This window comes from Actinomadura sediminis (assembly GCF_042675525.1).
GTDB classification, from domain to species: Bacteria; Actinomycetota; Actinomycetes; order Streptosporangiales; family Streptosporangiaceae; genus Spirillospora; species Spirillospora sediminis.
Genome location: NZ_JBHTJA010000003.1, coordinates 127,379 through 139,799 on the forward strand (window position 1 = coordinate 127,379; position 12,421 = coordinate 139,799).

The following is a 12,421-nucleotide window of genomic DNA, read 5'->3' on the forward strand; positions in this document are numbered from 1 at the left end:
GAGAGAAGGACGTGGTCGGGCGGGTTCGGTTGCGGCGGCGTGGGCTCACGCCCTGGGGGACGGTGCTGCTGGAGCGGTTCCAGCATCCGGCCCAGGTCGTCGTCACCGGGTTCGGGGCGACGATCCTTGTGGGGACGCTGCTGCTGGCGCTCCCGGCCGCCCGCCAGGGCCCCGGGCGGGCCGACCTCCTGGACGCCGTGTTCACCGCGACGTCCGCGGTGTGCGTGACCGGCCTGATCACCGTGGACACCCCGGCCCACTGGTCGACGTTCGGCGAGATCGTCATCCTGTGCCTGATCCAGGTCGGCGGATTCGGCCTGATGACCCTCGCGACCCTCTTCGCGATCCTCCTGTCCGGACGGGTTGGGCTGCGCGCGCGCATGGCGGCCCAGGCGGAGACGAAGACGTTGCAGATGACGGACGTACGCCGCGTTGTGCGGAACATCGTCGTGTTCAGCCTGAGCTGCGAATCGGTCATCGCGGTACTGCTGACCGCCCGGTTCGCGTTCGGATACGGCGAACCGCTGGGACGCGCCGCCTACCTGGGCGTCTTCCACTCGGTGTCCGCGTTCAACAACGCCGGCTTCGCGCTGTGGTCCGACAGCCTCATGCGGTTCGTGACCGACCCCTGGATCTGCCTCCCGATCTGTGCGGCGATCATCGTCGGCGGGCTGGGCTTCCCGGTATGGTTCGAGCTGGCGCGCCGGTGGCGGCGCCCCCGCTCGTGGTCGATCCTGACCCGCGTCACCGTCACGACGTCCGCCGTCCTGCTCGTCGGCGGGACGCTGGTGCTCACGGCACTCGAATGGAACAACGAGGACACTCTGGGCTCGCTCCCGCGGCCCTCCCGATGGCTCGCCGGGTTCGTCATGGCGGTGATGCCGCGCACCGCCGGTTTCAACAACATCGACACGTCCGCGATGCGGCCGGAGAGCTGGCTGGTGACGGACGTGCTGATGTTCATCGGCGGCGGGAGCGCGGGCACCGCGGGCGGGATCAAGGTGACGACGTTCGGGCTGCTGGCGTTCGTCCTGTGGGCGGAGATGCGCGGGGACGTGCACGTCAACGTGGGGAACCGGCGGCTGCCCGTCGGGACGCAGCGGCAGGCGATGAGCATCGTGCTGCTGGCCGTGGGGTTCGTCGCGGCCGCCACCGTCACCCTGATGATCCTCACCGACCACTCCCTCGACCGGGTCCTGTTCGAGGTGGTGTCGGCGTTCGGCACCGTGGGACTGTCCGCCGGGATCACCGCCGACCTCCCGGCGGCCGGACACGTGCTCTTGATCGTCCTGATGTTCGTCGGGCGCATCGGCCCGCTCACCCTGGGCACCGCGCTCGCGCTGCGCAGGCGCGTCCGGCGTTACGAACTACCGGAGGAGCGACCCATCGTTGGCTGACAGCAGAAGAGACCCCGTCGTCGTGATCGGCCTCGGCCGTTTCGGCACCGCGCTCTCGCTCGAACTGGCCGAGCGCGGCACCGAGGTGCTCGCGATCGATCACCGGCCCAAAGTCGTCCAGGCGCTGTCGGGACGGCTGACGCACATCGCCGCCGCCGACTCCACCGACATCGACGCCCTGCGCGAACTCGGCGTCGGTGAGTTCTACCGCGGCGTCGTCGCGATCGGCGGCGACCTCGAGGCCAGCATCCTGTCGACGTCGCACCTGGTCGAGCTGGGTGTGGACAACATCTGGGCGAAGGCCGTCACGCATCAGCACAAGCGCATCCTCGAACGGATCGGCGCCCACCACATCGTGCTGCCCGAGCACGACATGGGGGAGCGCGTCGCGCACCTCGTCAGCGGCCGCATGCTCGACTACGTCGAGATCGACGACGACTTCGCGCTGGTGAAGACGCACCCGCCCCAGGACATCGAGGGCGTGCCCCTGGGGGAGACGCGCCTGCGGTCCCGGCACGGCGTCACCGTCGTGTGCGTGAAGTCGCCGGGCGAACAGTTCACGTACGCGACGGCGGACACCGTCCTGCAGTACAGCGACGTGATCCTGGTGGCCGGCCCGATCGCGAAGGTCGAGAGTTTCGCCGAACGGACCTGACGTCCCGTCCGTCCGCCGGTGTGGCCGGTGGCGGCGGGTGGGGAGAACCGTGATCCTGGGGATTTCCTGGGGACGGCCCTGGGGACGGCGCCGTCCCCAGGGGTGTGGAGCATGTTATCCACAACTTGTGGACGAGAAGTGTGCGCAGTCCTCCGACCAGCGAGAACAAGCGTTTCCCCAGCACGGAGGGCCTGTGGAGATCGGTGGACGACGCTGGGTCACCGGTCGTCCACCCCTGGGGACGACGGTTATCCACAACCTGTGGACATTCGCGTTCACCTGCCGAGGCCGAGGTACCAGCGCACCGTCCGGGCGCGATCGTCCCCCAGGATCGGGGCCGCCGCCTCGATCAGCTCCCGGACGCGTCGGCGACGCTCGGGCGACGGGACGCCGTAGGTCCGCGCGGCCTCCGTGCGCAGCCACGCGCCGAGGTCGCTCCGCGCCGGCGCGGCGAGCTCCGGATCGTCGGAGAGCAGCAGCAGGAGATCGGCCTCCACCCGCGGCCAGGAACCCCGCGCCGCCGACAGCGCGAGCGCCGCACGCCGCACATGGCGGGGACGTCCGGGGTCGGCCAGGAGGAGGCGCAACCGCCTGTCGGGCATGACGCGCTCCCCGCGCAGGACCCGCGTCACGGCACGGACGACGACCGGTGCGGGATCGGTGAACATGGGCGCGAGCCGCGACGCCGACCCGCCGAGCCGGTGGAACGCGCGGACGGCCTCGGCGCGCACGCGCGGACGCTCGTGCCCGAGATACGGCTCGATCAGCTCGAGATCCTCGGCGGCCCCGCATTCGCCGAGGCCCGCGACCCGGCCGCGCGCCCCGGCGTCGTCCATCTCCCGGTAGCGGACGGCCGGGTCCACGCCGGCGCGCCGCGCGGCCCACTGCGCGGTCGCGCGCAGCGGTGACGAACCCGCCGTCAGGAACGGCAGCCCGTGCTCCGGGCGTCCGAGCTTTACCAACTCGGTGAGCGCGACGACCTGAACGGGAACGGACTTCGATTCCAAGAGCCGTTGCAGTGCGGCGACGTCCTGCGACTGGGCGACGTGCTCCGCACAGCGGAGCCGTGACACCGGGTCTGTCTCGGTCAAGGCCCCTCTGACGACGTCCTCATGCAGGGCCTCGTTTTCGTGCCATAGGTCGTACGCAAGACGGCGCGTAGGGCGGTGCGTAGCCGCACGCGCGCCGGGCACGTTTCGCAGGGCCTCGCTCATCACCTCGACGGCGTGTCCCCCACGGCTCCAGTCGCGCATCTCCAGCGCGACACCGACGGCTGTGAGCGTCGGCGGTTCGGCCAGCGCGCGCGCCAGAACGTCCTGCGCCCGCTCCCTGACCGGACGCACCCAGTCGGCCGTCCGGATCACGAGGATCGGCAGCAGCCGCCGATCGGTCTTCATGCACGCCCGCGCCAGGGCCTCCTCCCGCCGCCGTCCGTCCCCGGAACACGCCGCGACCAGCGTGCCCAGGGCGCCCGTGTCGTACCGGCCGGAACGTCCGTACGCCCACCAGGACCGCAGCGCCGCGTCCAGCCGCAGCCACGTTCTCGGCGTGGCCTCGGCAAGGCCGTCCAGCACCCGCTCGGCCGCCTCGGGCGGCCCGGCCGCGGCGTCCAGGACGTACCCCGCCAGTTCCTGCCCGGCGCCCCGGCGCCGCTCGTCGACCGCCCGGACCAGCTCACGCACCGTCGCCCCCACCCGCCCGGAACTCGTGGACGACCTCGATCCGGCCGACGATGTGGGCGTTGAACTCGGCGAGCTCCTCCGCGGGCACCCACAGTTCCAGGATCGTCCGTCCACCGACCTGCCGGACGGGGTAACGCTCGGCGAACGCGGCGTCCACCGCGAACCGCGTCACGTATCCGGATCCGTGCGCCGGGACGTTCCAGTCCCGCGCGATCTTGACGGCGTACTCCTCGTTGAGGACGGGATAGAAGATGGGCTGATCCGGCAGACGCGGCGGCCACGCACGCCGGCCCGAGGCGCGTACCAGTTCGAGCTCGGCGGGGCCGACCGGCCGCCACAGCGTCAACGTGCTCATTCCCCGAGTCTGTCCGCGGGGCGGGCCGCGGCCAACCGAATTAGCTAATCAAGTTTGACGAGTCGTCTGTGACCGGCTTACGCTCGCCCGCATGGGCCAGAAAACGATCCCGATCTTTCCGTGCCGCTCGATCGGCGCCACATGGGAGTTCTACCGGGCGCTGGGTTTCGAGCAGGTCTCCTGGCAGACCCGCCCGAACCCGTACCTCTCCGTACGCCACGGGGACATCGACCTCCAGTTCTACGGCTGGAAGAAGCACGACCCGTCCGCGTCCATGCACATGTGCTACGTCGTCACCGACGACGTGGACGTCCTCTACGAGTCGTTCCGCAGCGGCCTTAAAGAGGCTTTGGGTCGCATCCCGACGCGTGGCCTGCCCCGGATCAGCGTCCTGAAGGACATGTCGTACGGCATGCGGCAGTTCCTTCTCGCCGACCCCGACGGCGTGCAACTCCGCATCGGCCGGCAGATCTCGGACGACCTGGAGCACTCGCCCGTCCCCACCGAGCCCGTCGCGAAGGCCCTCCACATGGCCGTTCTCCTGGGCGACTCCAAGGAGGACCACAAAGGAGCCGCCAGAGTCCTCGACAAGCTGCTCGCCGGCGACGAACCGTTGTCGGCGCCCGAACGCGTCAAGGCCCTCACCCTGCGCGCCGACATGGCGCTACACCTCGACGACCGCGAACGCACTCGCACACTCCTGGCCCAAGCGCGCGCGGTACCGCTCACCGACGCGCAACGCGCCACCCTGAAAGACGAACTGGTCCGGCTGGAAGACCTGGGGTCGTCCCTGGACGCGTCCGACCTCTGACCCCGGACCGCGCGGGCGGCGCCGACATGCGGCCGCGGAATCCGCCGTCCCCGCTCGTCGCGTTGCCTCGGGCGGTGCGCCTGCCGGATGCCGGAAGAGATCGGCAGGCCCCGCGTGGCGGCCGCGAGTTGGGGACAGACCTGGGGATTATCGGTGGACGACGTTGTCCACCGAACCGGAGCACCTGTGGAACGAGTTTGTCCACAGCCTGTGCAACTGGCCGGTCACAACGAGTCATCAAGTGTCGTTCATCGAGGTGAGAGCGTTATCCACGCTGTGGACGGCCGACCCTTGGGTTGGGGACAGTGCTGGGGAAGAATGGTGGACGGCGAGACGCCGGGAAATCCCCAGGGTGTGCACGAGAGTTATCCACAGGCTGTGGACAGCGAGTGTGGGAATGCGGTCATCTGGACGGCTGTGAAGATGAGCCGCCAAGTCCCCGGCGGGCTCGGGAAACCGCCTCCTGCCTGGGGATTTCCTGTGGAGAAGATGTCCACATCCCCTGGTCGCGGGCGGGGTCGGCCGAGCGGGAAGTTATCCACAGTTTGTGGATGAGGGGCCTATGTGACCCGTCGATGGTTCGCTGGGGGCATGGCTCGATGGCGCGGCACGCAGAAGGGGACCGGGCTCGCCCATGACAGGCGCACGGAGATGGCCGACATGCCGGGGGGACGCCGCCGCGCCGGGACGTCGGGCCGACCGCCGCACCGGTCGGGGCCGGGCGGACGGGCGCGGCCCCGGCCCGGACGCGCCCGGCGAACGCTGGGACGGAAGGGGAAGGGGGATGCCGATGCGGCCTGAAGGTGACGCCGGACGGCGCGCGGGGACGCGCGACATCACGGCACTGACCTGCGAACATGTGTTCGAGCGCGTGATAGGGTCCCGGACCCATGGGGCACTTGCTGAACGAGCCGGTCCGAGCCGAGCACGACCCGGCCGGACGGCTCACCGGGTACGAGTGGCGGGGAGCGCGCTATGCGGTGGAGGAGGTGCTGAAGACGTACGGGGCGCCGGGCGACGGACGGGTCTACCGGGTCCGCGTCAGCGGCGCCGAGGGGGTGGCCGTCGCGGAGCTGGGCCGTGACCAGGACCGCTGGCGGCTCCGGACCGTCTTCTCCGCCTGACGCGTCACCGGCGGCCCCCGGCCACGGAACGGCGGAGCGGGCTCGGCGGGCCGGCGGGGCCGCACGAACAGGGGATCGGCCCGATCGGTCACCGGCGACCGTGCACGAGGACGGACGGCGCGACGGCCGCAGGGCGGACCCCGGAGGGCCGGACGACGGCGCCGCCGCGGGGAAGCGGCCCGACCGGGTGAGCTGGACGCGGGTCCACGGCGTGCAGGGCGGGCCGCTCGACCTGCTGACCGCGCGAATCGGAAGGCGGCATTACGCGCCGCACGTCCACGACGAGTACGCCATCGGCGTGACGGTCGACGGCGTCGAGACGATGCGGTACCGGGGCGAGCGGGTCTACTCCGCGGCGGGCAGTGTCGTCGTGATCGAACCGGGAGAGGCGCACACCGGCGGTCCGGCGCAGCCGGAAGGGTTCGCGTACCTCGCCCTGTACCCGGCCGCCGAGCTGCTCCGGGCGGTCGTACCGGGGACCGCGGAGCCGCACTTCCGCGGCCCGATCATCGACGACCCGGTGCTCGGTGACGCGCTGCGGCTGGCCCATCGGGCCCTGCGCGCGGGCGAGGACCCGCTGGAGGCCGAGTCCCGGATCCTGGAGGTGTTCGGCGCGCTCGTCCGGCGCCACGCGGTCCCGCCGGGCGGCGGTGGCGGTCCCGGACGCCCGGGGCCCGGGGCCGCGCGGATCGCGCGGAGCCTCGCCGAGCGGCTCGCCGACGAGCTGGCCCGTCCGCCGTCCCTGGCGGAGGTCGCCGCCGACCTCGGCCTGTCGCGCTACCAGGCGCTGCGCGCGTTCCGCGACGTCATGGGCATGCCGCCGTACGCGTGGCTGGCGCAGCACCGGGTGTCGCGGGCCCGCGCCCTGCTGGACGCGGGGCACCGTCCGGCGGACGCCGCCGCGCTCGTCGGGTTCGCCGACCAGGCGCACCTCACCCGCTGGTTCCGCCGCGTCCTCGGGGTCACGCCCGGCGCCTACCGCAACAGCGTTCAAGACGCGACCGTCCGCCGCGCCGCATCCTGAACCTGTGCCCGGGCCTTCCGGGCGAACGACGGATGTGGAGGGTCGTGGTGAGTCGCCGCGGTTGGGTGCTGTTCGCCCTGATGTGCGTGCTGTGGGGCATTCCGTACCTGTTCATCAAGGTGGCGGTCGACGAGGTCTCGGTGGCCGTGGTGGTGTTCGCGCGGACGGCGCTGGGCGCCGCCGTGCTGCTGCCGCTCGCGTACCGGTCGGGCGGTTTCGGCGCGGCGCGGCGGCACTGGCGTCCGCTGCTGGCGTTCACGGCACTGGAGATCCTCGGGCCGTGGGCGCTGCTGTCGGACGCCGAGCGGCACCTGACCAGCTCGATGACGGGACTGCTCATCGCCGCGGTCCCGATCGTCGGGGTGGTGCTCGCCCGCTGCACCGGGGACGCCGAACGCCTCGGGCCCGCCCGGTGGGCGGGGCTGCTGGTCGGGCTCGCGGGTGTCGCGGTGCTCGCCGCCCCGCACCTGGAGGGCGGCAGCGCCTGGGCGATCGGCGAGGTCATGCTGGTCGCGCTCGGCTACGCGATCGCCCCGATGGTCGCGCTGCGCTACCTGCAGGACGTCCCGAGCCTGCAACTCTCGGCGTCCTCGCTCGGCATCGCGGCGCTGATCTACGCCGGCCCGGCGGCCGCCACGCTGCCCGCGCGGCTCCCGAGCGGGCGCGTCCTCGCCGCCCTGGTCGCGCTCGGCCTGGTCTGCACCGCCCTCGCGTTCACGGTGTTCTTCGAGCTGATCCGCGAGGTCGGCACGTCCCGCGGCATGGTGTTCACGTACGTGAACCCGGCGGTCGCCGTCGCCGCGGGCGTCCTGTTCCTCGGCGAGCCCCTCACCGGGACGATCCTGGCGTCGTTCGTCCTCATCCTCGCCGGCTCCGTCCTCGCGACCGCCCGCCGGCCGGCCGGCCCCCCGGACGCGCCCGCCCCCGGGGCGCCCCTGCCCGCCCGGACGGAGACCGCCGACCCGGCCTGACCCTCGATCGTCGCGCCGGGCCGGTGACGACCCGGCGCGACGCTCGTCACCGCAGCGTGACGACGAACTCGCGCGGCTCGCCGATGTTGCCCGCCGGGTCGATGGCGCGGTACTCGATGGTGTGCCGTCCCTTCCCGAGCTTCCCGTACGTCAGCCCGTCGATCACGGTGCCGTTCTCGGTGAAGAGCCACGGGGCGTCGGAGTCCGTCGGCCAGCCGAAGTAGTTGAACCAGCCGTCGCCGTCCACCCGGAACTCCGTCACGACCGCGCCCGGTCGGTCGTCCGCGCCGGTCAGCCGCATCCTGAACGGGCCGTCGAACACGTACTCCGGTGTCCGCCCGCCCCGATGAGCCGCCGCCTCCGACAGTTCGACCGACGCCGTCGGCCGCTCCGCGTCGATCGTCCACGCGAGCCGGTCGGAGCCGACCCGCGCCACCAGCCGGTGCGCTCCTTCACGCAGCCGGAACCGGGCGAGGTCGATGTCCCGCGCGCCCCCGCGCACCGCGCGTCCGTCCAGCTCCCAGCGCACCTTGGGCGACTTCCGCGCCGGATGGGTCGTCTCCACGTACACGATCGACTCCGCGCCCACCGGACGGTCGGTCGGCGTCGAGCCCGTGAACCGCGGCCGCACCCCGTCGTGGGGCGTCTTCGCCCGCCCGTCCACCGTCCAGGTGCGCGTCTGGGTGAGCGCCTCGGACCCGCGTACGGCCGGGTCGCGGACGAACTCGGTCGGGTCCGTCACGGTCACCTCGACCGTGTACGTCCCCTTCCGCTTCAGCTTCGCGAGATCGAGGTCGGGCCCGCGCCCCACGACCCGCCCGTCGACCGTCCACGTGATCGACAGCCGGTGGTCCACCGGGTGCAGGGTCTCGACCCACAGGACGCGGTCCCCGCCCACCGGCGCGTTCGTCGGCGCGTGCCCCTGGATCAGGTCGACCTTCGCGGAGATCCGCTGCGTCATCCGCTCCCGCGCCACCTGGTCGAAGTAGTACCCGAGCGTCTTCATCAGCGAGTGCTCGCTGGGCCTCCACACGCCCTTGCCCGAGTACAGCCCGCCCTCGTAACGCCCGATGACGCCCCCGGACTCGCTCGGCTCCCCCAGCCAGCGCCACCACTTCTTCTTCTGCGCCCGCATCTCCTGCTCGGTGAGCAGCGTGTGATGCACCGACGCGGGCTCCGTCCCCTCGTACGTCCCGCCCGGAACGCCCCGGTAGTAGTAGTCGTACTCGTCCTGCAGCCCGCCCAGCGAATGCCCGAGCTCGTGCGGTGCGATGAGCGCCGACATGGCGTTCCCGCCCGACGCCGTCGCGTACCTGCCGCCCGCCCCGCCGTAGGTGTCGCTGTTGGCCAGCGCGAGGATCTGCCGGTTGCCCTCGGACGTCCCCGGCACCATGTCCGCGTACCGTTCGGCCGCGCCCTGGTCCATCACGAGCAGCCGCTGGATGCCGTCCTCCTTGCAGCCGCTCCAGAACGCCATGCTCAGCGGCGTGTCCTTCCGCGCGGACGACACGTCGGGGTCGCAGCTCACACCCGAGTCCCGCGACGGCGTCTCGACCGCGTACACGTTGAAGTAGCTGCGGTACGACTTGAACGGCTCGATCGTCCACAGGTCGTTCAGGTGCTCGGCGATGTGCGCCCGGAACTCGGGCATGTCGGCCTCCGTGTAGCCGTCGCCGAGGATCACCAGGTTGAACCGGGCGGACGGATCACCCGTCACCTGCACCGGCACCACCTTCGGCTCCACCGCGGCGTGCGCGGGCGCCGGAACCAGCGTCACGCCGGCGAGCACGGCCGCGCCCAGCGCGCCCCTCACCCTCATCGACACGTTCGGACCTCCTCGGTTCGGCCCCCGGATGATCAAGCTGCATGCCCCGCGATTATCGCCCCAAGATCCACTTTTGTCCCGTACCGACCGCTCCCTCGGTTGGACGTTCGGTCCGATAACGGCGAGTGGGTGCGGAACGCCGGGGATCGGTTGCTAGGCTGCGGAGAGCCTGGGGGACGGCCGACAGCGTCCGCTCGTTCTCCGGGAAGGGCTCATAGTCGAGGTGAAGGGGTCCCCACCGTGAAGAAGCTGCTCATTCTCGCTGTTGTTGCTCTCGGCGGCTTCGCTGTCTGGCGCCGGCTGCAGCAGGACCGCGCCGAGCTGGACCTGTGGACCGAGGCCACGTCGTCCGACAGCTGACACCGCCGGCGACACCCGGCCCCGGCGTGAACGATGCGGACGCGTCCGTCTCGGTCTCGCCGGGACCACCGTCGCGGCCGGCGCCGAGCGCGCCGCACATCACGCTGCCCTGACCCGGCGCTCCCCCGCGTCGGCGATGGCGCACGCCCCCGATCGTCCCGTCGGGCCGCCCCGAACCACGGTGTACGATCGTTCCCGTCCGGTGCCCGGACCACCGTCGGCGCACGCCGACGCCCGGTGCCCGAGGGGCCTTAGCTCAGTTGGTAGAGCACCGGCTTTGCAAGCCGGGTGTCAGGGGTTCGAATCCCCTAGGCTCCACCTGCGAAGGCGCCCCCGTCCCGAGTCAGGACGAGGGCGTTCGTGCAATCAACGCGATGAGGCCATCGGCACCGGCCGCGCCCCGTCGCCGTCCGAGGCACTGGCCGCCTTGATCCCGTTCGGTGTCGAGCTTGGAGCCGGGCCGCAGCCGCCTTCCCGGACTCGGCCGGTTACGCGCCGAAAGTGGAGTGGGAACGTTCGGCCCATCGGGCCGTTCGCGCCGAGGCTGTAGTGGCACGTCGGTTGATGCAAGACCGCGACACCGAAGTCGCCGAGGCGGCGCGGCAGCTCGTCACCGCTCTCGATGCGGGGCATTCTCACCGGGATGCAGCCTGGCCTGTTCGCGGCAGGTCAAGGCCAAAGCCACAAGGACCTCTCTTAGACCACCTTTGTGATTCGGCACTCGATGCCCGCCGGTCCTACCGGTGCTTGGGCCGCCGTTGTGCCACTGAACGTCGTGGTGTCGCGGACATCGAACGTTCGCTGCCCGATGCGCTCCTTGGTCGCGGCATCGAGTACCTCAACGGTCACCTTGAAGCGGGAGGAATCGCCCTTGATGGTGCCGCTGATCGTGACCGTCCCGGTTCCCCCGGCGGTGTTCACCTGGCAGTCGACCTGGACATCGTAGGACTTGGCGCCGAGCCGGGGCGTTTCCTCGCCGGAGCGTGCCGGGCCGAGCAGACCGAGCACGACGATCAATCCGGTGACGCTCAAGATGATCGTGGCGATGATGAGCGCCCTTGTGCTTCTGCGCCGCCCGCCTCGACCGTGGGGGTCTTGGGCGAGGGTCCATTCGTGCGTGGGCATCCGTCCTCATTCAACTCGCTCTAGAGGAGCATATCCACCTAATGCGGGCCGACCCCAGGCCACTGGACGGTGCCGCCGGCCCGGCGACTGATCGGGGTGTTGAAGGGGCGAAGCCGGGGCGCGTAGCTTCCCAGGGACGTTCCGGTAGCTCAACGTCCGGCCATCGGGCGCGCAGCGTCCGCCGGGCGGGCGCCGCGCGTCGCCGGTTCGGTCACTTCCACTCGAAGACCTTGGACTCGGTCTTGCCGCTCGCGTCCGTTTCGTGCTCGAACACGGCGGCGACTCCGTTCAGGCGGGACAGTTCCCGCGACGTCGTCCGATAGAAGATCGAGCCTCGGAAGGAGGTCGCTCCGTCGCTCATGAGCCTGCCGACACCCTGGCCTTCCCAGGTGGCGGTCGCGCCGTCCGTGGTCGTCGTGCAGCCCTGGCCCTTGCCGCGCAGGACGCCGTCCGGTCCCAGGACCGACACGTACGTCCCGATGTCGACGGCGTCACCGTCGAGGAGTCGGCCCCGGGCCTCGAAGGAGACCTCGACCCGCGCTTCGCCCTGCTCGGTCGGCGGTAGGACCCGTGTCCCCGTGACCTGCCCTGAGTCCTGTCCCAGTTGCTCTCCCAATGCCATCGTCATCCCCCCGTCGAATGGGTCCGTCTTCAGTCCAACATCGGCCCATGGGCAGGTCAATGCCCTTGACGTGGCCGTGCGCCCCATAGATCTCCCATACTGCGGCAAGGGGGATCTTCCTTCGCGTCGCTATGAAGACTTCAGGTAAAACGGGGTCGCTGCTATTTCCTGCGCGACCACGTTTTCCACCCGTAGAACGTCAGGGAGAGCAGTATCCCGAGCGCCAGTTGTTCTGGTGGTGCCGCTATGAAAGACGCGTCGAAGAAGACGATCGAGGTGAAGCAGAGCAGGTACCACAGGCCGCCGGCGATGAGGGCCAGGGCGCCCGCGGGCTTCCAGCCGCGGCGTCTGGGGGATGCTCTGTACAGGTCCAGGGCGGCCATGCCGAGCGCCCCGACCCCGATCACGCCGATGAGCGCGATTTGCATGCCGGCCCACATGGCGGCTCCTCCCGCCGTTTACCGGAATTA

The 12,421-nt window shown here is 71.1% G+C and carries 13 protein-coding genes and 1 tRNA gene; 8 read left to right on the top strand and 6 right to left on the bottom strand.

Annotated features, from left to right (window positions below; all coding sequences use genetic code 11):
- The first annotated feature begins 11 nt into the window (after positions 1 to 11).
- On the top strand, positions 12 to 1,397 hold the full coding sequence (locus ACFQ11_RS03570) for a TrkH family potassium uptake protein (RefSeq protein WP_378296305.1): 1,386 nt from the start codon (positions 12 to 14) through the stop codon (positions 1,395 to 1,397).
- Complete coding sequence (locus tag ACFQ11_RS03575; protein ID WP_378296306.1) at positions 1,390 to 2,052, top strand: potassium channel family protein; 663 nt, start codon at positions 1,390 to 1,392, stop codon at positions 2,050 to 2,052. Before ACFQ11_RS03570 ends, ACFQ11_RS03575 begins: the two co-directional genes overlap by 8 nt.
- Positions 2,053 to 2,327: 275 nt before the next feature.
- Here the strand turns inward: ACFQ11_RS03575 and ACFQ11_RS03580 are convergent, their stop codons facing one another.
- Positions 2,328 to 3,734: a HEAT repeat domain-containing protein gene (locus ACFQ11_RS03580; RefSeq protein ID WP_378296307.1), complete on the bottom strand. Its 1,407-nt coding sequence runs from the start codon at positions 3,732 to 3,734 to the stop codon at positions 2,328 to 2,330.
- Complete coding sequence (locus ACFQ11_RS03585; protein WP_378296308.1) at positions 3,727 to 4,089, bottom strand: ADP-ribosylation/crystallin J1; 363 nt, start codon at positions 4,087 to 4,089, stop codon at positions 3,727 to 3,729. The genes ACFQ11_RS03580 and ACFQ11_RS03585 overlap by 8 nt, the downstream gene beginning before the upstream one ends.
- Before the next feature lie 91 nt (positions 4,090 to 4,180).
- On the opposite strand from ACFQ11_RS03585, the gene ACFQ11_RS03590 reads away from it, so the two are divergent.
- The 4 genes from ACFQ11_RS03590 to ACFQ11_RS03605 all read left to right on the top strand — a co-directional run bounded on the left by ACFQ11_RS03590 (position 4,181) and on the right by ACFQ11_RS03605 (position 8,019).
- Entirely contained in the window at positions 4,181 to 4,900 is a 720-nt protein-coding gene (locus ACFQ11_RS03590; protein ID WP_378296309.1) for a bleomycin resistance protein, read from the top strand.
- Positions 4,901 to 5,790: 890 nt separating this feature from the next.
- Positions 5,791 to 6,024 (top strand): hypothetical protein, encoded by a 234-nt coding sequence (locus tag ACFQ11_RS03595; protein WP_378296310.1) that lies wholly within the window; start codon positions 5,791 to 5,793, stop codon positions 6,022 to 6,024.
- Between the two features lie 100 nt (positions 6,025 to 6,124).
- Positions 6,125 to 7,048, top strand: a complete 924-nt coding sequence (locus ACFQ11_RS03600; protein ID WP_378296311.1) for a helix-turn-helix transcriptional regulator — start codon at positions 6,125 to 6,127, stop codon at positions 7,046 to 7,048.
- A 47-nt stretch (positions 7,049 to 7,095) separates the two neighbouring features.
- Positions 7,096 to 8,019 carry a DMT family transporter gene (locus ACFQ11_RS03605; RefSeq protein ID WP_378296312.1) on the top strand — a complete coding sequence of 308 codons (924 nt, stop codon included), beginning with the start codon at positions 7,096 to 7,098 and terminating at the stop codon, positions 8,017 to 8,019.
- A 46-nt stretch (positions 8,020 to 8,065) separates the two neighbouring features.
- Here the strand turns inward: ACFQ11_RS03605 and ACFQ11_RS03610 are convergent, their stop codons facing one another.
- The gene (locus tag ACFQ11_RS03610; protein WP_378296371.1) at positions 8,066 to 9,838 is read right to left on the bottom strand and encodes a M64 family metallopeptidase; all 1,773 of its coding nucleotides are present in this window, start codon (positions 9,836 to 9,838) and stop codon (positions 8,066 to 8,068) included.
- Between the two features lie 246 nt (positions 9,839 to 10,084).
- Here ACFQ11_RS03610 and ACFQ11_RS03615 point away from each other — a divergent pair, with 246 nt between their 5' ends.
- Complete coding sequence (locus ACFQ11_RS03615; protein WP_211238580.1) at positions 10,085 to 10,204, top strand: DLW-39 family protein; 120 nt, start codon at positions 10,085 to 10,087, stop codon at positions 10,202 to 10,204.
- A gap of 245 nt (positions 10,205 to 10,449) precedes the next feature.
- Positions 10,450 to 10,522, top strand: a tRNA-Ala gene (locus tag ACFQ11_RS03620).
- A 378-nt stretch (positions 10,523 to 10,900) separates the two neighbouring features.
- Here ACFQ11_RS03620 and ACFQ11_RS03625 read toward each other — a convergent pair.
- The 3 genes from ACFQ11_RS03625 to ACFQ11_RS03635 all read right to left on the bottom strand — a co-directional run bounded on the left by ACFQ11_RS03625 (position 10,901) and on the right by ACFQ11_RS03635 (position 12,379).
- Positions 10,901 to 11,329, bottom strand: a complete 429-nt coding sequence (locus ACFQ11_RS03625; protein ID WP_378296313.1) for a hypothetical protein — start codon at positions 11,327 to 11,329, stop codon at positions 10,901 to 10,903.
- A 211-nt stretch (positions 11,330 to 11,540) separates the two neighbouring features.
- On the bottom strand, positions 11,541 to 11,951 hold the full coding sequence (locus tag ACFQ11_RS03630) for a hypothetical protein (RefSeq protein WP_378296314.1): 411 nt from the start codon (positions 11,949 to 11,951) through the stop codon (positions 11,541 to 11,543).
- Positions 11,952 to 12,112: 161 nt separating this feature from the next.
- Entirely contained in the window at positions 12,113 to 12,379 is a 267-nt protein-coding gene (locus ACFQ11_RS03635; RefSeq protein WP_378296315.1) for a hypothetical protein, read from the bottom strand.
- Between the last annotated feature and the right edge of the window lie 42 nt (positions 12,380 to 12,421).

What these genes read in the sequence shown, in the direction of transcription:
- ACFQ11_RS03625 (WP_378296313.1), bottom strand. Translation starts at nt 11,329, where the DNA reads ATGCCCACGCACGAATGGACCCTCGCCCAAGACCCCCACGGTCGAGGC.
- ACFQ11_RS03595 (WP_378296310.1), top strand. Translation starts at nt 5,791, where the DNA reads ATGGGGCACTTGCTGAACGAGCCGGTCCGAGCCGAGCACGACCCGGCC.
- ACFQ11_RS03585 (WP_378296308.1), bottom strand. Translation starts at nt 4,089, where the DNA reads ATGAGCACGTTGACGCTGTGGCGGCCGGTCGGCCCCGCCGAGCTCGAA.
- ACFQ11_RS03590 (WP_378296309.1), top strand. Translation starts at nt 4,181, where the DNA reads ATGGGCCAGAAAACGATCCCGATCTTTCCGTGCCGCTCGATCGGCGCC.
- ACFQ11_RS03610 (WP_378296371.1), bottom strand. Translation starts at nt 9,838, where the DNA reads ATGAGGGTGAGGGGCGCGCTGGGCGCGGCCGTGCTCGCCGGCGTGACG.
- ACFQ11_RS03635 (WP_378296315.1), bottom strand. Translation starts at nt 12,379, where the DNA reads ATGCAAATCGCGCTCATCGGCGTGATCGGGGTCGGGGCGCTCGGCATG.
- ACFQ11_RS03630 (WP_378296314.1), bottom strand. Translation starts at nt 11,951, where the DNA reads ATGGCATTGGGAGAGCAACTGGGACAGGACTCAGGGCAGGTCACGGGG.